Below are 24,455 nucleotides of genomic sequence, written 5' to 3'. Positions count from 1 at the left end.
GGCTCAGAAGACCTCCCGCTCGTCCGGGCGCTGGGCCAGCTCCGAGGCCACGTAGTCCTCGACCGCCGTGTGCGTCGCCACGTCCTTGCCGGCGCGCTCGGAGAGGAACCACCGGTGCTCGAGCACCTCGTGCACGATCTCGGCGGGCTCGAGCTTGCGGCGCATCGGCGGGGTGACCGCCTCCATGATCGGGGAGAACACCTCGCGCATCCACAGCTGGGCCACGAGCTCCTCGGGAAGGCCGGGATAGAGGTCCTGCCCGAGCTGGGCGATGTCGGTCAGCAGCCGGCGCGCCTGGTTCTCGTGGGCGCCGAGGCCGGTGAGCCGCTGCAGGCGGCGGGTGTGGTGGCCGGGCTCCACGACCTGCGGGCGCAGCCGGATCCGCCCGCCGACCGTGTCCATGGACGCCTCCTCGACGTCGAAGCCGAGCTCGTTGAGGCGGCGCACCCGCTCGACCACGCGCCAGCGCTCGTCCATGCTGAAGGTCTCCTCGACCGTCAGCTCGCGCCACAGGAACTCGTAGGTGGCCACGAGCCGGTCGGAGACCTCGAAGGGGTCCACCACGTCCGCGATGTCGTGGCCCTCCTCGACGGCGCCCGCGAGCAGGTCCATGATCTCCCCGGCCACGTTGGTGCGGGCCAGCTCGATGTCGTACCCCCGCTGGCCGCGCGTGAGCTCCGGGTGGATCTCGCCGGTCTCGGCGTCCACCAGGTAGGCGGCGAACGCGCCGGCGTCCCGGCGGAACAAGGTGTTCGAGAGCGAGACGTCGCCCCAGTAGAAGCCCGAGAGGTGCAGCTGCACGATGAGGGAGGCCAGCGCGTCCACGAGGCGCTCGACCGTGGCGGCGCTGGGGCCGGCGGAGAAGATGGCCCGGTAGGGCAGGGAGAAGCTCAGGTGGTCGGTCACCAGGGCGGCCGGCAGGGGCTCGCCCTCGGGCGTGTACCGGTCCGTGACCACGGAGTCCGGCACCACGGACGGGATGCCCATGCGCTGCAGCCGGCGCAGGGTGGCGTACTCGTGCCGGGCGTAGTGGGGGACGGTCTCCTTGACGGCGACGATCTTCTCGCCGGCGTGGGCGAAGCGCACCACGTGCCGGGAGATACCGCGGGGGAGAGCGGCGAGGACGTCCTCCGGCCACTGTTCGAGGGGGGTGTCCCACGGCAGCTCCAGGAGCACGGGGTCCGGGAAGGCCGTCTGGATGGACACGCTCCCGGACCGTCCGCCGGGGGCGGGACCGTCCTGGGGCGCGAGGGGGAAGTGTGGGGCCAGGGAACCCTTCATACCTGGTCATGCTAGCAACCGGGACGGGCCGGAAGTCGCCGCGGAGCCTCCCGCGCTCGATCCCGGCGGTCGCTAGGGTGGTGAGGGTGTCGATCGAACAGCGCATCCACGCGCACTACGCCGGGCTCTCGCCCCAGGAGCAGCGGGCCGCCGACCTGATCCTGGACCACCTGGACGACCTCGCCCTGTACAGCTCGGCGGAGCTGGCGCAGATGAGCGGCGTCTCCCGCGCCACTCTCTCCCGGCTGTACCGGCACCTGGGCTTCGAGTCCTTCACCGACCTCCGGGAGACGGCCCGCACCCTGCGCCAGCAGGGCGTGCCGCTCGGCCCCGGCGCCGACCCGGAGCTGAGCCAGCACCTGGAGCAGGAGCTCAAGAACCTGCGCAAGGTTTTGGACCCGGCGGGGGAGGACCGCCCGGCCCGGGCCGTGCGCGCGCTCGCGGACGCGGGGACGGTCCTGGTCGTGGGCCTGCGCAACAGCTATCCCGTCGCCCTGCACCTGAAGCAGCAGCTGCAGCAGGCGCGGGACCGCGTGCGGCTCGCCCCGCTGCCCGGCCAGACCCTCGGTGAGGAGCTCGTGGACGTGGGCGAGGGCGACGTCGTCGTCCTGCTGGGCTTCCGGCGGCGCCCCCGCGGGTTCGAGCGCCTGGTGGAGGTCTGCGCGGCCACGGGGGCGCGGACCGTGCTCGTCGCGGACAGCACGGCCCGGCGCCACGCCTCGGCCGTGGACCTGTGGATCGAGTGCCCCCTCGACGGCGTGGGCCCGTTCGACTCCTACGCGGCGGCCATGAGCCTCGTGTCGGTGCTCGCCGACGGGGTGCTGGCCGCCGCGGGTCCGGACGGGCGACGGCGGGTGGGCCGCACCGCCGAGCTCTACGAGGAGCTCGAGGAGCTGGACCTGCGCTGAGCGCCCCGCGCCGCCGGCCCCGTCCTCACGGGGTCCCGCCCGCACGGGCGACGACCGCGCTCTCGAGCAGGGAGACGAGCGAGTAGAGCAGGATGGAGGCCACCGTGACGACCACCACGGCGGACCACACCTCGTCGTAGCGCGCCCGGGCCACGTCGGAGACGATCGCGTACCCGATCCCCTCGCCAGTGGCCAGCCACTCGGCCAGCAGGGCGCCGGTCAGCGCTCCGGGGACGGAGACGCGCAGCGCGGTGAACAGGCTCGGCAGGGCCGAGGGAAGGGCCACCGTGCGGAACGCGTCGAACCTCGAGCCGCCGTAGACCTGCACGACCTCGAGGATCACGGGGTTCGCGGAGCGCAGCCCCTGGACGATGGTCACCAGCGCGGGGAACAGGACCACGACCGCGCCCATCGCTGCCACGGAGGCCTCCTGGCGGCCGAAGACCAGGATGATGATCGGTGCCATCGCCACCAGCGGGACCGACCGCAGCAGCATGGCCAGGGGCATCATGGCCTGCTCGACCCCCCGGAACAGGGCGAAGACCGTGGCGACGACGACGGCCGCCACGAGACCGGTGACGAAGCCGAGCGCCGCGTCCACCAGGGTGGTCCCGAGCCGGCCCAGGATCAGCTCCCGGTTCGCCGCGGCGTCAGGGTCCGTCAGGAGGAAGGCCCACACGTCCAGAGGGGTCTTGCCGATGAAGGACGTCACGGCGAAGACGCGCAGCAGCAGCAGCCAGATCACGGCGACGGCCGCCAGCGAGACGACCAGGTTCAGCAGGGCGCGGCCCAGTTCCCTGCCGGCGCGGGCCGCGGTGGTGGTGCGGGGCATCTCAGCGACCTCCTTCTCGGCGGCCGGAGGACCACGGGGTCACCACGCGGGCGACGAGTCCCACGACCGCGTACGCCAGGAACGCCAGACCGCCGGAGAGCAGGGCGACGGCCCAGACACGGGCGATCTCGAGCGACTGCTGCGCGTTGACCATGGCCGGTCCCAGCCCGCGGTCCACGCCTCCCACGTACTCGCCGAGGACCGCCCCGAGCAGCGCCGCGGGAGCCGCGATCCTCAGCGCCGAGAACACGCCGGGAAGGGCGGACACCAGCTGGACCTTGGTCAGCCGGTGCCACCGAGAGCCGCCCGCCACGGTGACGACGTCCAGGGCGGAGCGCTCCGCGGTGCGGAACCCGGCGAGCACGGTGACGTAGGTGGTGAAGAACACGGAGATCGCCGCCAGCGCCACGGCGGTGCCCGACGGCTCTCCGGAGCGCGGCGGGCCCAGGACGATGAAGACGATCGGTCCGACCGCCACGATCGGCAGGCAGTAGCTGACCACGGCGATCTGCGTGGCCAGCCGCTCCGTGAACGGCAGCAGCAGGGCCACCACGGCGAGCAGCATCGCGGCGAGGTTGCCGCCCAGGTAGCCCCGGGCGGCCTCCACCAGCGTCACGGAGGCGTTGGTCCAGTAGAAGCCGGCGCCGTCCGCGGCGATCTGCCGGCCGATCGCCAGGGGTGTCGGTATCGCGCCGCTCGCCGCCCCGTCGGCCGCGCCGACTCCGCGCAGGAAGGTCGCTGCGCCGATCCACCACACGCCGAGGGTCAGGACCACGCCGAGGGCGGCGACGCTCCACGGCGGCAGACCGCGTCCCCGGGCGGGCACCGGGCGCCCGGGGGCGGGCAGGCGAGCTGCCGTGGCCGAGGGGGGCTCCGGGGCGGGCGGGGGCGTCGTCGTCCGCGCGCTCACGTCACTGCCCGTCACCGGGGGCGCCGAACAGCAGGTCGGACGCGCGGTCGTGCAGCGCGTGGAACTCCGGGGTGCGCAGCATCTCCGGGGTCCGCGGGCGGGGCAGGTCGACGTCGATGACCTGCTTGATCCGGCCCGGGCGCGGGGACATGACGGCGACCACGTCCGAGAGGAAGATCGCCTCGGAGATGCCGTGCGTGACCATGAGCGTCGTGGCGGGCTTCTCCGTCCAGATCCGCAGCAGCTCGAGGTTGAGCCGCTGCCGGGTCATGTCGTCGAGGGCGCCGAAAGGCTCGTCGAGGAGCAGGACGGACGGTTTGACCACCAGGGCCCGGGCGATCGACACGCGCTGGCGCATCCCGCCCGAGAGCTGCGCGGGCCTGGACCGCTCGAAGCCGGTCAGCCCGACGAGGTCGACGAGCTCCTGGACGTGGGCCCGGTCCACCGGCCGGCCGGAGACCTCCAGCGGCAGCCGGATGTTTGACTCGACGGAGCGCCACGGCAGGAGCGCGGCGTCCTGGAAGGCGATGCCCAGCCGGTGCGACCGCCGCAGCTCGGCGGGGGTCTGCCCGTCGACGAGCACCTCTCCCGCGCTGGGCTCCTCGAGACCGGCCAGGACGCGCAGGATCGTGGACTTCCCGCACCCCGACGGACCGAGCAGCGACAGGAAGGACCCCTGCTCGGTCCGCAGGTGGGCGTCGTCGAGCGCGGTGACGGTGCTCCGCCCCGACCGGAAGACCTTGGTCAGGCCGTTGAGGTCGATGCCGCCGGCCGCGGCGCCGACGGCGCCGCGCTCGCGGGCGGCCGTCGGGCTGCTCATTCCCGCAGCTCCGGGTTCTCCTCGTACACCTCGGCGAGCAGCGAGAGGTCGAAGACGTCCTCGGCCGTGAGGCCGGGGTAGCCGGCCACGCCGAGCACCTCGATGTTCTGGGCGACGAGCTCGTCGGAGATCGTGAACAGGCCGTTCGCCTCGGTGTCCTCGGACACCACGAGCTCCTCGTTCTGGATCTCCGCCTGGCGGGTCTCCTTCTCGAGGTCCAGGCCCAGGTCCGCGCCGTACTCCTCCACGGCCAGCCGGGCCGACTCCTCGGGGTCCGCCACGGCGTCCTGCCAGCCCCGGATGCTGGCCTCCAGGAACGACTTGAGCGCCTCCCGGTCGTTGTCGATGGCGTCCTGGGTAGTCACGAAGGACTCCGCGACGAACGGGAGGCCGTGGTCGGCGAAGGACAGGTTGACGACGTCCTCGCCCGCGAGCTCCAGGGTGATCGCCTCGTTGGTCGAGTAGCCGAAGAAGCCGTCCACCTCGCCGCTGAGGAGCGGCTGCGGGTCGTACTGCACGGGCGCCTTCTCGACCTCGCCCGGATCGATGCCGTTGACCTCCAGCAGGGCGTCGAACAGCGTCTCGTTCACGCCGGACTGCACGCCGATGGTCTTCCCCACCAGGTCCTGGGGGGTCTCCACGGGGTCGTCCCCCAGGGAGATGATCGTGAACGGGTTCTTCTGGTAGGTCGTGCCGATGATCTTCAGGGGCGCGTCGTCCTCGGCGATGGGCGGGGCCACGCCCAGCGGCGAGGACGTGCCCACGAGGGCGCTGCCGGCGAGCACCATGCTCTCCGTGGAGGCCCCGGAGGGGCCGCCGGAGATCAGGTTCACCGAGTCGAACCCGGCCTCGGCGTAGTACCCCTGGGAGTCGGCGAAGTACTCCCCGGCGAACTCGGCGTTCTTGATCCACGACAGGTTCACGTCGAGCGCGCCGTGGCCGTCCTCCTGCGCGGTGGCCGCGGAGGTGTCCTCCGCGCCTCCGCATGCGCTCAGGCCCAGGGATCCGACCAGCAGCACTGCTGCAGCGGTGCGGCGGCGGGGGCGGGGGGTGGTGGCCGAGGTGGAGTTCACGGCGGACCTTCTTCCTGGGATGCACGGGTGCGCGGGCGCACGGGAGACAGACTGGACCGCGGGATCCCCATCCAGCATGGAATCCGGTGTTCGCTGGCATGACGCTATGCAAGGTGTGTTGCACGGATGTCAGCCGCGGTTACGCAGAGGTAAACCTTGACGACGATCGGCCGGTGCGCGGACCGGCGGCATCCACTAGAATTCGTCAGTTGGCTGATCACTCCGGGTCCTGAGCGACCCGGTCCGTCCCGAGAGGAACCCGCCATGCATAATCCCCAGGCGCTCGCCCAGGCCGAGACGCACCTTCTCCACGTGCTGGAGCACTCCGATCCGCCGCGCGACGCCAGTCGCTACAACGTGACGGCGGCCGCACGGGACTACCACGACCGCACCGGCACCTGGGACGTCCAGGACGCCGACCCGGAACTCGTCGAGCAGGTGCTCGCCGCTCACCCCGCCGACGGCTGATCCGGCCCCGGACGCGCCACGGCGTCGGTGCGGTCGGTCGGTCAGCCGCTCAGGTCAGTCGCTCAGGTCAGTCGGGGAGGCGGTTGCCGGTGGCGGTGTCGAAGAGGTGGACGTGGTTGAGGTTCGGGGCGACCCAGATCGTGGCCCCGGCCCGGGGCGGGGTGCGGCCCTCGACCCGGACGATGATCTCGTGCGCCCCGGCGGCGTCCTCCTCCACGGTCCCGGTCGGGTCCACCGTCACGACCGTGTTCGCCGCGGTGACCGGGGCGAGGTGGCCGTAGACGAAGGCGTCGGCCCCGAGCTCCTCGACCACGTCGGCCTCGATCGGCAAACCGGTGCCCTCGGCGGCGGGGTGCAGGTCCTCGGGGCGGATCCCCACGGTGACCTTCCCCCCGGTCAGGGCCGCCTGCTGCGCACGGGTGAGCTCGATGCGCATCGTGCCGAAGGTCGCCGCCCCGTCCGCCACGGGCACCCGGAAGAGGTTCATCGCCGGCGAGCCGATGAACCCGGCCACGAACTCCGTGGCCGGCCGGTCGTAAAGCTTGCGCGGGGTGTCGACCTGCATGAGGTGCCCGTCCTTGAGCACCGCCACCCGGTCGCCCATGGTCATCGCCTCGACCTGGTCGTGGGTGACGTAGACGGTGGTGACCCCGAGCCGGCGGGTCAGGGAGGCGATCTGGGTGCGGGTCTGCACCCGCAGCTTCGCGTCAAGGTTCGACAGCGGCTCGTCCATCAGGAACACCTGCGGGGACCGCACGATCGCCCGGCCCATGGCCACCCGCTGGCGCTGCCCGCCGGACAGCGCCTTGGGCTTGCGGTCCAGGTAGTCGGTCAGATCCAGGATCTTCGCCGCCTCCTCGACCCGGCGGCGGCGCTCCTCGGCGGAGATCTTGGCGATTTTCAGGGCGAAGCCCATGTTCTCGGCCACGGTCATGTGCGGGTAGAGGGCGTAGTTTTGGAAGACCATCGCGATGTCACGGTCCCGGGAGGGGACGTCGGTGACGTCCCGGTCACCGATGTAGATGTTGCCCCCGGTGACCTCCTCCAGCCCGGCGAGCATCCGCAGGGTGGTGGACTTCCCGCACCCGGAAGGGCCCACCAGGACGAGGAACTCCCCGTCGGCGATGTCCAGGTTCAGGTCGGTCACCGAGGGCCGCTCGGCCCCGGGGTACTGGCAGGTCACGTTGGCGTAGCGCACAGAAGACATGGTTCAAGGCCTCTTTCCCGGCAGGCACGTGCCGGACGATCCGAAGGAGAAGAGCTGCCCCCTCAGGTGATGGGGGCCACAGTGATCCTAATCACCTTCGGGGCGTCTCCGCCATCGGCGCGCCGTCATCCGAGGTCACGGCAGCGCGCCCCGGCGCAGCTCGGACAGCCGGGTCAGGGCCGCGGCCAGGTCCTCCGGGGACGCGACCCGGTGCGCGGCCACGCTCTGCCCCGTGCCCACCTTGATGCCGAGATCGGCGGGGCCGAGCTCGCGCATCGCGTTCTCGTCGGTCACGTCGTCGCCGGCGAACAGGGTGACGTCGGCGCCGGTGGCCTGCATGAACGCCGTGATGCCCTCACCCTTGGTCGCGGAGTGCACCGAGGACTCGACCACGTGCTGGCCCGGGGTGATCTTCAGCCCCTCGAGCTGCTCGAACTGCTCGACCATCTCCTGCTCCGCGCGGGCGCACAGGCTCTGGTCCGCCATCGTGCGGGTGTGGAAGGCGGCCCCTGTCGGTTTGAGCTCCAGCCTGGACCCGGGATACCGGGCCACCTGTGCCTCCACGAGCGCGGTGGCCTGCGCCAGCAGCTCCAGCTGGGCGGGGGAGAGCTGCAGGGCGGTGTCGGCGGCGGCGTCCCCCAGGGCGTCGAGGAGCAGCTCCGCCCCGTGCGAGCCGGAGAGGAGCATCCGGCCGTCCGGGTCCACCACGGAGCGGAGGAACCGCATCGGCCGGCCGGAGATGACGGCCACGTACGTGCGGTCCAGCGTCAGGAGCTCCTCCAGCGCGGACCGGGCCTGCGGCAGCGCGCGGCTGTCGTCCGGGTCGTCCGTGAAGGGCGCCAAGGTGCCGTCGAAGTCGAGGGCGACCAGCAGGATCCCGGCCTCCGCCGCGCGGGCGAGGGCGTCCTCGAGCGCCGGGCGGGTGTCGTCGTGCGGGGCCATCACTGCTCCTCCTCGGTCGTCCCGGGGCGGGTGCGGGCGAGGTCCCGCAGGAACGCCTCGGACCAGTCGTTGACGTCGTTGCCCAGGACCTGCCGGCGCATCGAGCGCATCCGCTTCTTCGCCTCGGGCGCCGGCATGTCCTTGGCCCGCAGCATCGCGTCCTTGAGCCCGTCGATGTCGTGGGGGTTGACCAGCAGTGCCTGCTTGAGCTGCTCGGCGGCGCCGGTGAACTCCGAGAGGACCAGGGTCCCGGACCCGTCCGTCTTGGCCGCCACGTACTCCTTCGCCACCAGGTTCATGCCGTCCCGGAGGGAGGTCACGAGCATGACGTCGGTCGCCAGGTACAGCGCCACCATTTCCTCGAACGGATAGCCGTGGTGCAGGTAGCGGATCGCGGTGTGCGAGATGGTGTCGTGCTGGCCGTTGAGGTGGCCCACGAGGCCCTCCACGTCCTCCCGCAGCTGGACGTAGGACTCCACGCGCTCCCGGGAGGGATTGGCCACCTGGATCAGCACCGACGGCCCCACCGTCAGCCTGCCGTCCTCGAGCAGCTCGCCGTAGGCCTTGATGCGGTGCAGGATGCCCTTGGTGTAGTCCAGGCGGTCGACGCCCAGGAACACGGTCTCCGGGTCGCCGAGCTCGTGCCGGATCTCCCGTGCCCGCTCCTTCACCTCCGGCCGGGAGGCCAGCTCCTGGATCGACTGCGCGTCGATGGAGATGGGGTAGGACGCCGCGCGCACGGTCCACGCGGCGTCGCCCGTGCCGAACCGGGCCGCCCCGTTCCTGAACGGCACGTCCAGGAACCGCCGCACGCACCGCTGGAAGTTCTGGGCGTCACCGGGGCGCTGGAAGCCGATGAGGTCCGCGCCCGAGAGCCCGTCGAGGACGGCGCGCCGCCAGGGCAGCTGCGCGAAGATCTCCAGGGGCGGGAACGGGATGTGGTTGAAGAACCCGATCGTGAGGTCCGGCCGTAGCTCCCGCAGCATCTTGGGGACAAGCTGCAGCTGGTAGTCCTGCACCCACACCGTGGCGTTCTCGGCGGCGATCTCGGCGGTCCGCTCCGCGAAGCGGCGGTTGACCTGGCGGTAGCTGTTCCACCACGTGCGGTGGAACTCCGGCGGCGCGATGACGTCGTGGTAGAGCGGCCAGAGGGTCGCGTTGGAGAAGCCCTCGTAGTAGGCCTGCACCTCCTCGGCGGACAGCGGCACCGGGGCCAGATGGAAGACGTCGTGGTCGAAGCGCTCGAGCGTCTCGTCGGGGGCCCCGTGCCAGCCCACCCAGGCGCCGGCGTTGCGGGCCATGACGGGGGACAGGGCGGCCACGAGCCCGCCGGGGGAGCGGCGCCAGGAGGACTGCCCGTGCTCGACGACGCGTTCCACCGGCAGCCGGTTGGAGACCACGACGAAGTCGTAGCCGGCCTCCTGCGGCACGTCCGTCCGGGGTTCCGGCACCTCCTCCAGGTCGGCCGAGGAGGCGGTGGGGGGATGCTCTGCACTCACGGGATGTCCTTCCGGTAGGTCGTCGTCGTCCTGGTCCCAGTCTATTCATCAGCGTGCTCACGGTTCTGCCTGGGGATCTCCTGAGTCGGCGGCCCGGGAGGGGGTCCGATAATCTGGGCGACGACACCTCCCCGTCCACCCCCCAGGATCTTTCGAAGAGGACCCATGGCAGCCAGCAGCAGCAGCACCACCCCCGATCCCCGGAACCGCGACGCCGCCCGGGAGCGGGCGCGGCAGGTCGCGGACCAGCACGCACGGCAGGACAAGCGCTCCCGCCGGATCCTGCAGCTGGGCATCCTCGCCCTGGTCCTCGTGATCGTCGCGGTGATCGGCGTCGTCGTGGCGCAGAACCGTGCCCAGCAGATCCCCGAGGCCGGGCCCGTTCCTGCCAGCGCCAACCAGTGGGGCGGCACGGTGCTGACGGCCGACGGGATCCGCACGGGCGAGTCCGAGGTCGAGGAGCGCGACCTCGCCGAGGTGCCCGAGGCCCCGGAGACCCCGGACGACTCCGCCGTCCCGCCGGGCGTCGAGGCCTCGGACGACGGCGAACCCGTGCAGGTCGTGATCTTCCAGGACTTCGAGTGCGTGCACTGTGCCGACTTCGAGGCCGAGAACGCCGATGCGCTCGAGGAGGCCGTGACCTCCGGCGACATCGTCCTCGAGTACCGCAACCTCAACTTCCTCGACCGCTCGACGCCGACGCAGTACTCCTCGCGGGCCGCGGCCGCCGCCTACGAGGTGGGCAACCAGTCCTCGGCTGAGCAGTACCTGGCCTTCGTCGAGGAGGTGTTCAGCCACCAGGGCACCGGTGGGCTGGACGACGAGCAGCTCGTGGAGATCGCCTCCTCGCACGGCGCCGACATCGCGGGCGCGCTCGAGGAGGACACGTGGCGGCCGATGGTCAACGTCGTCTCGCAGGAGTCCCTCGCCAACGGCGTGTCCGGCACCCCGACCGTCTTCATCGACGGAGAGCGGCTGGGCAACGAGGCGTTCCAGGAGGCCCTCGACGCGGCCGTGGAGGCCAAGGAGTAGGGTCCCCGCTCCGCCGGAGCAGCGCGACGGCGCCGTGTCCCCGCGCGGGGACACGGCGCCGTCGCGCTGTGCGGACCGTCCGGGCGCCCGAGGATTTCGGGGTCCTGCGACGCGTCCGATATCCTGAGGAACCGGCCGCCCGGGCCGCACCCGTGCGGAGACCCGAGGGCCGATCCGCCTCCTTAGCTCAGCTGGCCAGAGCACCTGTCTTGTAAACAGGGGGTCACCGGTTCGAATCCGGTAGGGGGCTCCACCGGTCCGCGACGTTGCACTCGCGACCGCTCATGACGTCACATGTTGCGCCGAGGTCTCAGTGCTGGTGATACGCATGCTGATGTCCGTACCCCGGCCGGGGGTGCGGCGAGCTCGCGACTGACCCCTCGGGAGATGTGCGGTGGCAAGGGGTGGGCCGGAGATCCGCGCCGTCACGGGGATCTGGCCGGTCCGGCTCCGGAGGTGGTCGCCGGCCCGACCGCGCCGGCGAGGGTCCGGGCAGGACATGCCGCTCCGGGGGTGCGACGAGACGGAACCGTGATCGTGATCGCCCCGGCCGGAGTCTTGAACCGTGACTCAGCTCACTCCTACGGTGTTCCTACCTATCTCATGGGTGAGACCTCTTGCCCAGGTCTCGGAACATCTCGATCGCATGACGATCCCCATGTCATGCACTCTCCACAGGAGCAGCAATGCGCGGTCTGCGGAAGACCCTCGTCGGCGCGGCCATGGCGGCCGCCCTCGTGGGAGGAACGGTTGCCACCCCGGCGGTCGCGGGGTCAGATCAGGATAACGTCAAGAGCCGTGAAGACCACAGTGGATCGCATGAAAGTCGTCACGACCGCGGCGACCGCGGCGACCGCGGCGACCGCGAGGATCGCAGGGACCGCTGGGACCGCGATGACGACGAGGAGCGGACGTACGAATACCATCGCGGCGGCAACGGCGACGACGACCGGGGGCGCGACGAGGAGCACGAGCGCGACCGGGACGACTGGGACCGCCGGGATTACGACGACCGCAAGGAGCACCGGGACGACAAGTACGACCGGGACGACAAGTACGACCGGGACGACGAGGACGACCACGACGGCAAGTACGACCGGGACGACGAGGACGATTACGACGGCAAGTACGACCGGGACGACGACGATCACCAGGACCACTGGTGGTACTGCGAAGAGCACGAGAAGTGGCACTTCTACGACGACGACGACTGGAGGAGCAGGAAGCACCACGACGACATGAAGGACGAGGGCGAGCACTCGCACCAGAAGGGCGATGACGACGACGAGCACTGAGCGGGCCGGCACCGGTTCGGCGTGTCCGGTCGGAGCGGCTCCGGGCGACGGCGGCGGAGGCGTCCGAGCGCCCGGCCCGTGACGCCAAGGTTCAGGGCGTGACCGACCCGGGGGCGGTACCGACGGATCCCGCCGGCCGAACCCTCCGGCGCGGCCCGCACGGAGCCGGGGGGAGCCGCTGGGGGAGCCTCCGGGGACACGGCCCGAACCTCCGCGCATCCGGTGCCGCACCGTGATGATATCGGTGGACGCACGCGGGATGAGTCCTCCCGCGTGACGTCCGTCGTCCGCCGCAGGCCCCCCGGCCGCCTCGGCACCCCCGGGCGACGGTCCCCCCTGCGAGCGGACGACGCCGCACGCGGACCGACCCTGGAGGGCACCCTGGTACCCATCGTCCGAGGACGCGTGCGCCCCCCGGCGGCCGCGGCGCTGATCCTGCTCCTGCTCGTGCTCCTCCTCGTGCCGACCGGGGCCGCCCGGGCGGCGGAGGACGACGGCCCCGAGGGCCCGTACCTGGGGGCCCTGCTGGACTGGGGCACGGACACGGCGGCCGGCCACGCCGAGCGTCTCGGCGCGCCGGCGGCCGTCTACGGCAGGCCCGTCCCGCTGCCGATGGACGAGCGGGAGCAGGGCCACCTGCGGGACTACTTCTCCCAGGTCTCCGCGCAGGGCGCCCACGCCCTGCTCACTGTCCGCCCCGAGATCGCGCTGGACCGGGTGGACGAGGCGCGGGCCGCCGTCCTGGCAGGACAGCTCGCGGACGCCGCGGAGGGGTTCCCCGGCACGGTATTCGTCCGCTTCGCCCCGCAGATGAACACCACCTGGGTGCCGTGGGGGCAGCAGCCCGAGGCGTACACGGAGGCGTTCCGCACGGTGGCGAGCGCGCTCGACGCCGAGCTCCCGGACCCGGTCATGGTCTGGTCGCCCACGGTCGGCACGGACTACCCCTTCCGGGACCCGTCCAGCGCCCCGGCGCAGAGCGGTGGACCGGCCGCTCCGGACACGAACGGCGACGGAGTCTGGGACCGGGAGGACGACCCCTACGGTCCCTACTACCCGGGCGACGACGTGGTCGACTGGGTGGGACTGGTGGCCTATCTCGACGAGACCGGCACCGGTCCGGCCCGCAACGTCCTGCCGGAGGCCGGCTCGTTCGGCGCCATGCTGGGCTCCGGGGAGCCGGCCGGACCCGCGGGCGAGGACGACTTCTACGCCGCGTACGCCGTCGGCCGCGGGAAGCCGCTCATGGTGGAGACCGGCGCCTTCTACGATCCGGGGACGGACGGCCCGTCCGAGCGCGACATCAAGGAGGCCTGGTGGGAACAGGTGCTCGCGACGGTCGCCGCAGGCGACCACGACCGCATCCGCGCGATCGTGTGGAACGAGACGGTCGAGCAGCGCGACGACGGTGCGGTGACCGTCGACTGGCGCGTCACGGCCGATCCCGGGCTGGCCGCGGCCGTCGGCGAGCGGCTCCGGGACTCCGTCCTGGTCAGCGGGCCGGTGACGGCGGCGGCGCCGCTCCCGGGCGCCGGTCCGGCGGCGGCGGGGGCCGTCCTCGAGGGGCCGGCCGCCTGGGGTGCGGCGGTGGCCGTGCTCGCCGCGGGCGCGCTCCTCTGGCTCCTGGCGCGGCGGGGGCCGGCCCGGGCCTGGGCGTACGCCGAGCCCGCCCCGCGCGACAGTCGGATCGACATGCTGCGGGGCCTCGCGATCGTGTTCGTCGTCGTCAATCACGTGGGCCTCACCTCGTTGTTCCAGCTGCTGACCCAGGAGACCGTGGGCGTGGTCTCGGGGGCCGAGCTGTTCGTCCTGCTCTCCGGGGCCGTGCTGGGGATGGTCTACGGGCCCCGGACGAAGGACGACCTGGGGGCCGTCGTCGACCGCACCGCCGCGCGGGCGTGGAAGCTCTACGTCACCGCGCTGGTCGTCGTGCTGCTCGTCTACGGACTCAGCCTGCTGCCCTTCCTGGACGCGGGCGCCGTCACCACGTTCACCGACCAGGGCACCGGCGCCGCCGGAAGGGGGGCCGCCGGCGCCACGTACGACCTCTACGCGGGCATGGACGGGCTCCTCGAGTTCCCCGTCCAGGCTCAGCTGATCCCCGCCGTGCTGCTGCTGCAGGTCGGCCCGTGGCAGTTCAACATCATGGGTCTCTACGTGATCCTCCTCCTGGTGAGCCCCCTCGTGCTCGCCGCCCTGGCCCGGGGCTGGGCCTGGCTGGTCCTGCTGGTCAGCGCCGGGCTCTACGCCGCGGGCACGGTCTTCCGGATCCGCCTGCTGCCCTCCCAGTTCGAGGACTCGTTCCCCCTGCTCGTGTGGCAGGTGCTCTTCGTGCTCGGCATGGTCACCGGGTTCTACCGGCGGCAGATCGTCACGTGGTTCGCCGACCGGCGCCGCCGACCGCTGCTCGTCGCCTGCCTGCTGCTCGCCGTCGCCCTGGCCCTGTTCTCCTGGTCGAGTCCCTACGCCAGCAGCGCCTACGACGTCCGGCTGGACCTGCTGCCGGAGTCGGCGTTCCGCACGGTCTACGACGCCTACTTCGGCCGGACCTACCTGGGGATCGGCCGGCTGCTGAACGTGCTCCTCGTGGTGATCGCCGGCTACGCCGTCCTCAGCGCCTACTGGAGGCCGCTCGAGCGCGCGCTCGGGTGGTTCCTCGTTCCGCTGGGACGGGCCACCCTCTACGTGTTCATCGTGCACGTGTTCCTGATCCTGGCCGTGGCCAACGTGCCCGCTCTCCAGCAGGGCAACGTGTGGCTCAACTCCGCCGCCTACGTGGTGGTCCTCGGCCTGCTGTGGGTCATGGTCCGGACCCGGTTCCTCTTCCGGCTCGTCCCCCGGTGAGATGCCGCGGGCGGCCCCGGCCCGGCCCAAACCGTGGTCCACTGGCGGCCCGCGTCGTTCCGTGACGGAGGGACCCCCCGCCCGGTCAGGGCGTATGACGCGGCCGGCGGGCAGGTGGGGAAGCGACCGCCCGCGGGTGGTAGTTTGCGCTCGCTAACTCTCGTTGCTCCGTGCGAGACCCCCCAGCGCGCTCGCCGTCGGCGGGGAGCCCGCTCCCGTCGGAAGAACCCCATGCCTGCTCCCGTTCCCCCTCGTGTCCTGTGCACCCTCACCGCGGCCGCCGCCGCCGTGGCCCTGGGGCTCGTCGCCGTGCCCGCGGCGCACGCGGCGCCCTCGGTCCACCTCCCGGCCGGATCGGCGGCGCTCGCCCCGGCCAAGAAACCGGTCAGGACGGCCGCCGTCGTGCCGGCCGAGCCCCAGGTCCGCACGTGCCCCCTGCGCTTCGGCGTCGGCACGGCCGGTGGTCCCGCCGCCTCCACCGAGCTCGCCGAGGTGACGTCCCTGACCGGTGAGAAGCCGTCGATCGTCCTCTCCTACAAGGACTTCGCCCAGCCCGTTCCCTACTGGGAGCTCGAACAGACCCGCGCGGCCGGGGCCACCACCCTGCTGACCTGGGAGCCGTGGGTCTGGGGCGGCGGGATCGACCAGCCGGCCCACTCCCTGGACGCGATCGCCTCCGGCGCCCACGACGCCCACATCACCGACTGGGCCACCCGCCTGGCCGACTGGGGATCCCCGGTGATGCTGCGCTTCGGTCACGAGATGAACGGGAACTGGTACCCGTGGGCCGAGGGGGTCAACGGCAACGGCGCCGGTGACTACGTCGCCGCCTGGCGCCACGTCCACGACATCTTCACCCGCGCAGGGGCCGACAACGTCCAGTGGGTCTGGAACCCGAACGTGCCGTACTACGGGTCCACGCCCCTGGACGGGCTCTACCCCGGCGCCGACTACGTCGACGTCGTGGCCCTGGACGGCTACAACTGGGGCACCTCCCAGAGCTGGTCCAGCTGGCAGCAGCCGTGGGACCTGTTCGCCTACGGCCTGTCCGAGATGCGGCGCCTGGCCCCGGGCAAGGAGATCGTCGTCGCCGAGACCGCCACCGCGGAGGCCGGCGGGTCCAAGGCCGAGTGGAACGCGCACCTGGTGTACTACCTCGCGCAGCAGCCCGACGTCACGGGGCTCGTCTGGTTCCACCTCGACAAGGAGGTGGACTGGCGGATCAACTCCTCCACCGCCTCGGCCCAGTCCCTGGCCGCCGAGCTCGCCAAGCGCCCCTGCCCCTGACCACCGCGGCGCCGCGCGCCACACCGGGTCATGTGAATCACAAAAGCAAACCGCGCATGTAGCGTGACCCCCAACGACCGGCGCCGCGCCACCGCTCATCCGGAGGCGGCGCGGCGCCGGTCGGTCCCCCCAGGACCGTGTCGAGGAGTCCCCCCATGGCAGTTCCCCTCACCCCGCCCCCCGGCCGCCGGCTCGGACCCGTCTGCGCGGCGCTGCTCGTCGTCGCGCTGGCGGGCTGCGCCGAGGACCGGGGGACCGGCCCCACCGCGGCGTCCAGCGCGAGCCCGCCGGCGGCCGGGTCCGCACCCGCGTCGGGGGCGGACGGAAGCGCGACGCCGGAGACGCCCCGCGACAGCCCGGCCCCGCCGGGCAACGACGTGGCCCCCTACGACGACACCGCCACCCGGGACGCCGCCGGATCCTTCGGCGCCGCCCAGCGGCTCCACGGCTCCCTCGAGGCCGTCGTGGAGGGCCCCCGCCCCGGCACCACCGGCGAGCGCCCCGTCCGGGCCGCCCCCGGCACCCCGGTGCAGGTGTTCACGCTGACCCTCACCAACACCGGGGCCGCCCCGGTCGACGCCGTGCCCTGGTCCTTCCCGGTCGCCGTCGACGGCGAGGCCCCGGCACCCCCCGTCTTCGACGACTCGCTGGGCGTGCCGATGGAGACCTTCCCGACCATCGCCCCCGGCGGGAGCGCCTCCCTCGAGGTCGCCTTCTCCGCCGAGCACGACGCCGACCTGGCCGTCCGCGTCTTCGACAACACCACCCCCGACCACTACGTCGAGTTCACCGACTGAAGCCCAGCAAGGGACCCCCCATGAAGATCTCAGCTCTGCGCATCCCCGCCGCGGTCGCGGCCTGCTTCGCGGTCGTCCTCGCCGGTGCCCCGGGGGCGTCCGCGGCGCCGTCCGCGCCCGCCCCCGGCGTCTCGGCCGGTCCGACGACGACCCCCGGACCCACGGCGGGTGCCGTCGCGGCGACCGTGCGGCTCGAGCCGGTGGACGACGAGTCCACCGTGCCCGAGCGGGAGACCTCGCTCGTCGACGTCCTCGCCAACGACGGCCTCGAGGATCCCGCGACGGTGCGGCTCCTGCTCGTGGACCCCGCGGCCCGCGCGGCCGAGGACGAGCTCGTCGACGAGCTGCGCACGGACCTCGGCTCCCTGCTCGTGGTGTCGCCGGACACGGAGCCCGAAGCCCTGCCCGAGGGCTGGGAGGTTCCGGACCACCCGGTCCTCGCCCTGACGCCCGCTCCGGACCGGCCCGCCGACGCCGCCTCGGTGGAGGTGGCCTACGCCGTGCTGGGTGCCGGGGGCGAGGCGGCCCGGGCCGTGCTCACGGTCGCCCCGGACCAGGAGGCCCCCGGGGCCTCCGCCGTGCCCACCGCCTCGGCGGAGCCGACGGACGGCGCCGAGCCGACGACGGAGCCCTCGCCGGGCGCGGAGCCCTCCCCGGGAGGGGAGCCCGCCGAGGAGCGGCCGGCCGCACCGCGGCCGGAGTCGCAGGAGACCGCCGCCGCGTCCGCCGCGGAGAACGCGGACGTGCCCGCCGAGGTCCGGCAGGCCCTGGAGGCCGCCGCGGCCCGGGCGTCCGCCAGGACCGGGGAGCCGGCCGGGGAGATGCGCCCCTGGAAGGGAGGCTGGGAGTGGCCGCACCAGAGGGGCGTGGTCCTCTGGTCCGAGGCGCACGGCGCGCACTTCGTGCAGCTGCGGGGCGCGATCGGGCACCGGTGGACCTCCACGGGCGGCGTGGACGTGCTGGGCTGGCCCGTGGACGACGAGTCCTGCCTCCTGGCGGGCGGCGGGTGCCGGCAGTCCTTCTCGAAGACCCGCACGATCTACTGGAGCTCCTCCACTGGGGCGCGGACCGTCAACACCCGGGGCGCGATCGGCCACCAGTGGGTGCTCGGCGGGCGCGAGGCCGGGGCCTACGGCTACCCCACGACCGACGAGGTCTGCGGGACGTCCGGCGGGTGCCGCCAGTCCTTTACGGGGGACCGGACGATCTACTGGACCTCGTCCACCGGGGCGCGGACCGTCAACACCCGGGGCGCGATCGGCCACAAGTGGGTCCTCGGCGGGCGCGAGGCCGGGAGCTACGGCTACCCCACGACCGACGAGGTCTGCGGGCTGGCCGGGGGCGGGTGCCGTCAGTCCTTCACCAAGGCGCACACGATCTACTGGAGCCCCGGGACGGGGGCCCGGGCGGTCAAGACGAAGGGCGCGATCGGGCAGCGGTGGATCGCCACGGGACGCGAGCGGGGGTCGCTCGGCTACCCCGTCACGGACGAGGTCGGCACCGGCACCGTGCACCAGAAGTTCCAGCGGGGACTCGTCACCTGGAGCCGCGCCACCGGGGCCCGGACGCACCTGTTCCGCGGCGAGTGCCACCACCTCAACACGGGGCGCTCCGTGCAGCCGACCCGCAACGCGGCGCGCGTGTCCCTGACCATCGCCGAGGGCTACGGGCGCTCGCAGGCCACGTTCGTCAACTGCGTGCGGATCGGCGGAAGCTACGTCGAGGAGTGGCGGACGTCCGCCTACGTGGGGGCCAGCGGGTTCAAGCGGCCCGGGGTGCCCTCGGGGCACACGCAGTACCTGTTCTCCCCGCAGGGCTCGTACTCGGTCACGGAGTCCTTCGGGGTCTACAACCCGGGCACCGCGCTGCCCTACCGTCAGCTCAACCCCAACTCCCGGTGGGGCGGCCGCCTGGGCACGCTCTACAACAAGTACTTCGAGTCCACCGGCTACACCTGGCCGGACGAGAACATGTGGTACTTCTCGCTGTCCGGCGACTACCGGCTCGGCGTGGTGATCAACTACAACCGCCCGCCCGACTCGTCCATCATCCAGGGCAACGGCTTCGCGATCTTCCTGCACGCGAACAAGAAGCCCACGGCGGGGTGCATCGCCCTGCACGAGCACGAGGTCGCCCGGTACATGCGCACCGCGCGCCCCGGTGACCGGATCATCATGGGCGTCCGGGCGGACCTGTTTCGCTGACGGACCGGGGACGTCAGGAGGGGGACCGCGCGGCGCGCGGTCCCCCTCCGTCGTCGGTGCGGGTCACGGGCTACTCGACGGACTGCTCCACCCGGGCCTGCTCCCGGCGGCCCAGGGCCCACAGCACCAGCTCGCTCGGCACGGCGCGCAGCACGCGCACGGTCCCCGTCCTGCCGCGGCCGCCGCGCACCGCGCCGTAGGACGGGGCGATGAGCACCACGGTGTCCTCCTCGTCCTTGAGCACCACCTTGGCCAGCAGGCTCAGGGACCGCCACAGGGCCTGCTCCTCGTCGTGCAGCAGCGGGCGCTCGTGCCAGTCGGGCTGAGCCCGGCGGACGTCCTCGTGGTGGACGAAGTACTCCACGGTGTTGATCCGCTTGTCCACCGGTCCGAGCCGCGCGGGCGAGTACAGCGGCGGGTGCTCCACCTTCCGCACGAGCTCCTCCCAGGGCTGGCCGGCGACGGCCTGCTCGGCGCGGCGGGCGCGCTCGCCCAGCACGGGCACCCGCGGGAGCACCTGGCCGGCGAGGACGTCCGGCCGCCCGGAGCGCACGACGAGGTGCACGGCGAGGTCACGGGTCCTCCAGCCCTCGCACAGGGTCGGGGCGTCGGGGCCCAGTCGGCGCAGGAGCGCGGCGAGGTGCCGGCGCTCGACGTTGGCGAAATTGGTCACGTGGATCCTCCTCGTGGCACCGCCGTCGGTCGGCGGGGCCGTCCTGACGTCCACGCTATACCGGGTGCGTGCCCGCCAGGAACCGGCGCGGCCGGGCCGGGCTCAGCCGCGGGGGACGGGCGGGCCCAGGTACAGGAGCACCGAGGTGAGGCCCGCCACCACGACCGCACCCGCCGCCACGGCCAGCCACGGGCTGCGGAGGGACCAGGCCTCCAGCCGCTCCAGCACGGTGGCGGGACGGTCGCCGCCGGGGGCCAGGCGCCAGCCGCCGGCGAGCCGGCCCGTGCGCTCGGCGCGGCGCTCGAAGGGGAGCGTGGCGTAGGGGACGACCGCGCTGGCCAGGCCCAGCGCCCCGAAGCCCGCCGACCACCGCTGGTCCACCCAGACGAAGCAGGTCACCACGCAGTAGCCCAGGAACACGACCCCGTGCAGCATGCCGAAGACGGGCACGAAGGACTCCGAGACCCCCGTGTACTTCAGGACCATGCCGAGGATCAGCAGCGTCCAGGTCACCGCCTCCGCGAGGGCGAAGCGGCCGTAGAGCTCACGGGGTGTCATGGGTGGTGCTCTCCTGCACGTCGAGGGGCTGCTGGTCGGTGGGGGCGTCGTCGGGGACCGCCGGAGCCGCGAACTGGCTCGCGTGCAGCGCGGCGTACGCGCCCCGGGCGGCGAGCAGGTCGTCGTGGGCGCCCCGCTCCACGATCCGGCCGTCCTCCATCACCAGGATGATATCCGCGTCGCGGACGGTGGAGAGACGGTGCGCGATGACGAACGAGGTCCGGTCGCTGCGCAGCGCGGCCATGGCCTGCTGCACGAGCACCTCGGTGCGGGTGTCCACCGAGGACGTCGCCTCGTCCAGGATCAGCAGGGAGGGGTCGGACAGGAAGGCCCGGGCGATGGTGATGAGCTGCCGCTCGCCCACGGACACGTTGCTGCCCTCCGGGTCGATCACGGTGTCGTAGCCCTCCGGCAGCGCGCGCACGAAGCGGTCCACGAGGGTCGCCCGGGCGGCCTCGAGCACCTCCTCGTCCGTGGCGTCCAGCCGTCCGTAGCGGATGTTCTCCCGGATGGTCCCGCCGAACAGCCAGGCGTCCTGCAGGACCATCCCGACCCGGGAGCGCAGCTCGGCGCGCGAGAGGTCGGTGATGTCCACGCCGTCCAGCGTGATCCGCCCGGCGTCGAGCTCGTAGAAGCGCAGCACCAGGTTCACGAGCGTCGTCTTGCCGGCGCCGGTGGGACCCACGACGGCCACGGTCCGGCCGGGGAGCGCCTCGAAGGTCAGGTCCTGGAGGAGTGGGGCCCCCGGGACGTAGGAGAAGGAGACGTGCTCGAAGCGCACCCGGCCGGGGGACCGTGCGGGCAGGCGGGCGCGGGCGGTGTCGGCCTGCTGCTCCGGGGCGTCGAGCAGCTCGAAGGCGCGCTCCGCGGAGGCCACCCCGGACTGCAGGGTGTTGGCCATGCCCGCCATCTGGGACAGGGGCTGGGTGAACTCCCGCGAGTACTGGATGAACGCGGTCGCCGCCCCGAGGCTCAGCTGCCCGGAGGCCACGCGCAGCCCGCCGAGCACGGCGATGCCCACGTAGGAGAGGTAGGAGATGAACTGCATGACGGGCATGATCGTGCCGGAGACGAACTGTGCCCCGAAGGCCGCCCGGTACAGCTCCTCGTTGCGCTCGTCGAATCGCTCGGCCATCTCCTGCTCGCGGCCGAAGACCCTGATCAGCTCGTGGCCGGAGAACGAGTCCTCGATGTGCCCGTTGAGGGCGCCGGTGGCGCGCCACTGCTCCGTGAACAGGCGCTGGGCGCGCACCCCGATGAACCCGGCGGCCCCCGCGGACAGGGGGAGGGCGACGAGGGCCACGAGCGCCAGCTGCCACGACACCACGAACATCATGATCACGATGCCCGCCACCGTGAGCAGGGACTGGACCAGCTGGGCGAAGGAGTGCTGCAGCGCCGTCTGGACGTTGTCGACGTCGTTGGTCACCCGTGAGAGCACGTCCCCGCGCTCACGGGTGTCGAACCACCCCAGCGGCAGCCGGTTCAGCTTGTCCTCGACCGCGCTGCGCAGGTCGTGGACCACCTGCATGACCAGGCGGTTGAGCAGCCAGCCCTGCGCCCACATCAGCAGCGAGGCCACCAGGTACATGACCAGCACCGCCGCGATCAGCCGGGCGAGCGCGGAGAAGTCGATCCCCGCCCCGGGAACGACGTCCGCGGCGGAGACCAGGTCCGCGAGGTTCTGCTCGCCCCGGTCCCGCAGGTCCTGGGCCACCTCCTCCCGTGTCGCGCCCGCGGGCAGGTCCCGGCCGAGCACCCCCGTGAAGATCACGTCCATCGCCCGGCCCAGGACGAGCGGGGCCCAGACGTTGAGCGCCACGGACACGGTCCCGGCCAGGAGGACGAGCACCAGCGCCCGCCGCTGCGGGGCGAGCAGGCCCAGCAGCCGTCCGGCGGAGGACCAGAAGTGCTGGGGCCTGCGCGGCGGGGCGGGCGCGGCCATCAGGCCACCTCCTCCGCGCGGGTCTGCGACTCGACGATCTCCCGGTAGGTGCCGGAGGAGGCTAGCAGCTCGTCGTGGGTCCCGCGCGCCGTGATCCGCCCGGCGTCCAGGACGAGGATCTGGTCCGCGTCCCGGACCGTGGACACGCGCTGGGCCACGACCAGGACGGTCGCGTCCCGGGTCGCCGGCACGAGGGCGGCGCGCAGCCGGGCGTCGGTGGCCACGTCCAGGGCGGAGAACGAGTCGTCGAAGAGGTACACCACCGGGCGTGCCACCAGCGCCCGTGCGATGCACAGCCGCTGCCGCTGCCCGCCGGAGACGTTGACGCCGCCCTGGGCGATCGGGGCCTCGAGCCCCCCGGGCATCCGGCGGACGAAGTCCTCCGCCTGCGCGGTGCGCAGCGCGGCCCAGAGCTCCTCGTCCGTCGCCCCGGCGTCCCCGAGCCGGAGGTTGGAGGCCACGGTGCCGGAGAACAGGTACGGCCGCTGCGGCACGAGGGCCACCCGGGCGGCGATCTGCTCGTGGGACAGCCGGGGCAGCGGGACGCCGTCGAGCTCCACCGTGCCCCCGGTGGGGTCCAGCAGCCGGGGGACGAGGTGCAGGAGGGTGGACTTGCCCGACCCGGTGGCGCCGACGACGGCGGTCGTCCGGCCCGGTCCGGCCCGGAAGCCCACGCCCTCCAGCACGGGCAGCTCCGCCCCGGGGTACCGGAACGTCACGTCGCGCAGCTCCACCGCACCGGTCCGGGAGGCGGGGACCGCGGGCTCGGCGGGCTCCCGCAGGGAGGGCTCGGTGCGCAGGACCTCGGTGATGCGCTCGGCGCACACCATGGCGCGCGGGACCATCATGACCATGAACGTCCCCATCATCACGGCCGTCAGGATCTGCAGAAGGTACTGCAGGAAGGCGGTGAGCGAGCCGACCTGGATCTGCCCGGCCCCCACCCGCTGGCCGCCGAACCACAGCACGGCGGCGGTGGCCAGGTGCAGGATCATGGTGATGACCGGGAACATCAGCACGAACAGGGAGCCGATGCGCACCGACACGTCGGTGAGCTCCCGGTTGGCGGCCGCGAAGCGACGGCGCTCGTGGTCCTCCCGCACGAAGGCCCGCACCACCCGGATGCCGACGATCTGCTCGCGCAGCACCGCGTTGATCCGGTCGATCCGCCCCTGCATGAGCCGGAAGAGAGGCATGAGCAGGCCCACCAGCACGCCCACCGCGATCCCGAGCACGGGCACCGACACCCACACGAGCCAGGAGAGCCCGGCGTCCTCCCGGAGGGCCATCACGATCCCGCCGGCGCACATGATGGGCGCCGCCACCATGAAGTTGAGCCCCATGAGCACGAGCATCTGGATCTGCTGGACGTCGTTGGTGCCCCGCGTGATGAGGGTGGGGGCCCCGAAGCCGTTGATCTCCCGGGAGCCGAAGGAGCCGACCTGCCGGTGCACGGCGCGGCGGAGGTCGCGGCCGGTGCCCATCGCCGCCCGGGCCGCGCAGTACACCGCGGCGACGGCGGCCGCCACCTGCAGGAGCGCGACGCCGAGCATCACCTCCCCGACGCGCAGGATCAGACCGGTGTCACCCCGGACGACGCCCTCGTCGATGATCCGGGCGTTGAGGCTCGGCAGCAGCAGCGCGGCGATCGTGGCGACCAGCTGGAGCGCGACGACGGCCAGGACCCACGGCAGGTAGCGGCCGGTGTGCTGCCGGACGAGACGGAGAAGCATGGGCGTCCGCTCCTGGTGGCGGGACGGGCGGGGTGGGCCGGACGGTCCGTGATCCAGGCTACGCCGGGGCGCGGACACCGTGCCCCGCCCGGTCGGCCGGGGCCGCGCCGCCGATTGTGGCCTTTCGTGAAGTGGATCACCACAACC

General features: G+C 72.8%; 20 protein-coding genes and 1 tRNA gene. 9 read left to right on the top strand and 12 right to left on the bottom strand.

The window, feature by feature from the left end; translation table 11 throughout:
• Nucleotides 1-3 precede the first annotated feature (3 nt).
• Nucleotides 4-1,206 (bottom strand): DUF4032 domain-containing protein, encoded by a 1,203-nt coding sequence (locus RF647_RS17335; RefSeq protein ID WP_133411746.1) that lies wholly within the window; start codon nt 1,204-1,206, stop codon nt 4-6.
• A 161-nt stretch (nt 1,207-1,367) separates the two neighbouring features.
• Here RF647_RS17335 and RF647_RS17330 point away from each other — a divergent pair, with 161 nt between their 5' ends.
• Entirely contained in the window at nt 1,368-2,189 is an 822-nt protein-coding gene (locus RF647_RS17330) for a MurR/RpiR family transcriptional regulator (protein ID WP_368812794.1), read from the top strand.
• A gap of 25 nt (nt 2,190-2,214) precedes the next feature.
• Here the strand turns inward: RF647_RS17330 and RF647_RS17325 are convergent, their stop codons facing one another.
• The 4 genes from RF647_RS17325 to RF647_RS17310 are packed head-to-tail and all read right to left on the bottom strand — an operon-like array spanning nt 2,215 to nt 5,824.
• Nucleotides 2,215-3,021, bottom strand: a complete 807-nt coding sequence (locus RF647_RS17325) for an ABC transporter permease (protein ID WP_368812793.1) — start codon at nt 3,019-3,021, stop codon at nt 2,215-2,217.
• Between the two features lies 1 nt (nt 3,022).
• Entirely contained in the window at nt 3,023-3,931 is a 909-nt protein-coding gene (locus RF647_RS17320; protein WP_368812792.1) for an ABC transporter permease, read from the bottom strand.
• 1 nt (nt 3,932) lies between these two features.
• Nucleotides 3,933-4,751, bottom strand: a complete 819-nt coding sequence (locus RF647_RS17315) for an ABC transporter ATP-binding protein (RefSeq protein WP_368812791.1) — start codon at nt 4,749-4,751, stop codon at nt 3,933-3,935.
• Entirely contained in the window at nt 4,748-5,824 is a 1,077-nt protein-coding gene (locus tag RF647_RS17310) for an ABC transporter substrate-binding protein (protein ID WP_368812790.1), read from the bottom strand. Before RF647_RS17310 ends, RF647_RS17315 begins: the two co-directional genes overlap by 4 nt.
• A gap of 264 nt (nt 5,825-6,088) precedes the next feature.
• Here RF647_RS17310 and RF647_RS17305 point away from each other — a divergent pair, with 264 nt between their 5' ends.
• Nucleotides 6,089-6,292 carry a hypothetical protein gene (locus tag RF647_RS17305; RefSeq protein ID WP_368812789.1) on the top strand — a complete coding sequence of 68 codons (204 nt, stop codon included), beginning with the start codon at nt 6,089-6,091 and terminating at the stop codon, nt 6,290-6,292.
• 67 nt (nt 6,293-6,359) lie between these two features.
• On the opposite strand, the gene RF647_RS17300 is transcribed toward RF647_RS17305, so the two are convergent.
• From RF647_RS17300 to RF647_RS17290, 3 genes are all read right to left on the bottom strand, one after another.
• Nucleotides 6,360-7,499 carry an ABC transporter ATP-binding protein gene (locus RF647_RS17300; RefSeq protein ID WP_368812788.1) on the bottom strand — a complete coding sequence of 380 codons (1,140 nt, stop codon included), beginning with the start codon at nt 7,497-7,499 and terminating at the stop codon, nt 6,360-6,362.
• A 135-nt stretch (nt 7,500-7,634) separates the two neighbouring features.
• Nucleotides 7,635-8,441: a trehalose-phosphatase gene (otsB, locus tag RF647_RS17295; RefSeq protein ID WP_368812787.1), complete on the bottom strand. Its 807-nt coding sequence runs from the start codon at nt 8,439-8,441 to the stop codon at nt 7,635-7,637.
• Nucleotides 8,441-9,892, bottom strand: coding sequence for a trehalose-6-phosphate synthase (locus RF647_RS17290; RefSeq protein WP_368812801.1), 1,452 nt, complete (start codon nt 9,890-9,892; stop codon nt 8,441-8,443). Before RF647_RS17290 ends, otsB begins: the two co-directional genes overlap by 1 nt.
• Before the next feature lie 213 nt (nt 9,893-10,105).
• Here RF647_RS17290 and RF647_RS17285 point away from each other — a divergent pair, with 213 nt between their 5' ends.
• The 7 genes from RF647_RS17285 (at nt 10,106) to RF647_RS17255 (ending at nt 19,399) form a co-directional block, all read left to right on the top strand.
• Nucleotides 10,106-10,972, top strand: coding sequence for a DsbA family protein (locus RF647_RS17285; protein WP_368812786.1), 867 nt, complete (start codon nt 10,106-10,108; stop codon nt 10,970-10,972).
• Nucleotides 10,973-11,148: 176 nt separating this feature from the next.
• A tRNA-Thr gene (locus RF647_RS17280) sits at nt 11,149-11,225 on the top strand.
• Nucleotides 11,226-11,658: 433 nt separating this feature from the next.
• Entirely contained in the window at nt 11,659-12,267 is a 609-nt protein-coding gene (locus RF647_RS17275) for a hypothetical protein (RefSeq protein WP_368812785.1), read from the top strand.
• Nucleotides 12,268-12,672: 405 nt separating this feature from the next.
• Nucleotides 12,673-15,111, top strand: a complete 2,439-nt coding sequence (gene opgC / locus RF647_RS17270; protein ID WP_368812784.1) for an OpgC domain-containing protein — start codon at nt 12,673-12,675, stop codon at nt 15,109-15,111.
• A gap of 231 nt (nt 15,112-15,342) precedes the next feature.
• A complete protein-coding gene (locus RF647_RS17265) occupies nt 15,343-16,398 on the top strand; it encodes a glycoside hydrolase family 26 protein (RefSeq protein WP_368812783.1) in 1,056 nt (351 codons plus the stop codon).
• Nucleotides 16,399-16,553: 155 nt separating this feature from the next.
• Nucleotides 16,554-17,195, top strand: a complete 642-nt coding sequence (locus RF647_RS17260; protein WP_368812782.1) for a hypothetical protein — start codon at nt 16,554-16,556, stop codon at nt 17,193-17,195.
• Nucleotides 17,196-17,215: 20 nt separating this feature from the next.
• The gene (locus tag RF647_RS17255; RefSeq protein ID WP_368812781.1) at nt 17,216-19,399 is read left to right on the top strand and encodes a L,D-transpeptidase family protein; all 2,184 of its coding nucleotides are present in this window, start codon (nt 17,216-17,218) and stop codon (nt 19,397-19,399) included.
• 70 nt (nt 19,400-19,469) lie between these two features.
• Here RF647_RS17255 and RF647_RS17250 read toward each other — a convergent pair whose 3' ends face one another.
• The 4 genes from RF647_RS17250 to RF647_RS17235 form a co-directional block, all read right to left on the bottom strand.
• Nucleotides 19,470-20,072, bottom strand: coding sequence for a TIGR03085 family metal-binding protein (locus RF647_RS17250; RefSeq protein ID WP_017832772.1), 603 nt, complete (start codon nt 20,070-20,072; stop codon nt 19,470-19,472).
• 102 nt (nt 20,073-20,174) lie between these two features.
• The gene (locus RF647_RS17245; RefSeq protein ID WP_368812780.1) at nt 20,175-20,630 is read right to left on the bottom strand and encodes a DUF3817 domain-containing protein; all 456 of its coding nucleotides are present in this window, start codon (nt 20,628-20,630) and stop codon (nt 20,175-20,177) included.
• Nucleotides 20,617-22,575: an ABC transporter ATP-binding protein gene (locus RF647_RS17240; RefSeq protein ID WP_368812779.1), complete on the bottom strand. Its 1,959-nt coding sequence runs from the start codon at nt 22,573-22,575 to the stop codon at nt 20,617-20,619. Before RF647_RS17240 ends, RF647_RS17245 begins: the two co-directional genes overlap by 14 nt.
• Nucleotides 22,575-24,308 carry an ABC transporter ATP-binding protein gene (locus RF647_RS17235; protein WP_368812778.1) on the bottom strand — a complete coding sequence of 578 codons (1,734 nt, stop codon included), beginning with the start codon at nt 24,306-24,308 and terminating at the stop codon, nt 22,575-22,577. Before RF647_RS17235 ends, RF647_RS17240 begins: the two co-directional genes overlap by 1 nt.
• Nucleotides 24,309-24,455: the final 147 nt, after the last annotated feature.

Source organism: Kocuria sp. CPCC 205263 (genome assembly GCF_040981075.1).
Taxonomy (GTDB): domain Bacteria; phylum Actinomycetota; class Actinomycetes; order Actinomycetales; family Micrococcaceae; genus Kocuria; species Kocuria rosea.
This window is presented reverse-complemented; position numbering and strand designations above follow the sequence as displayed.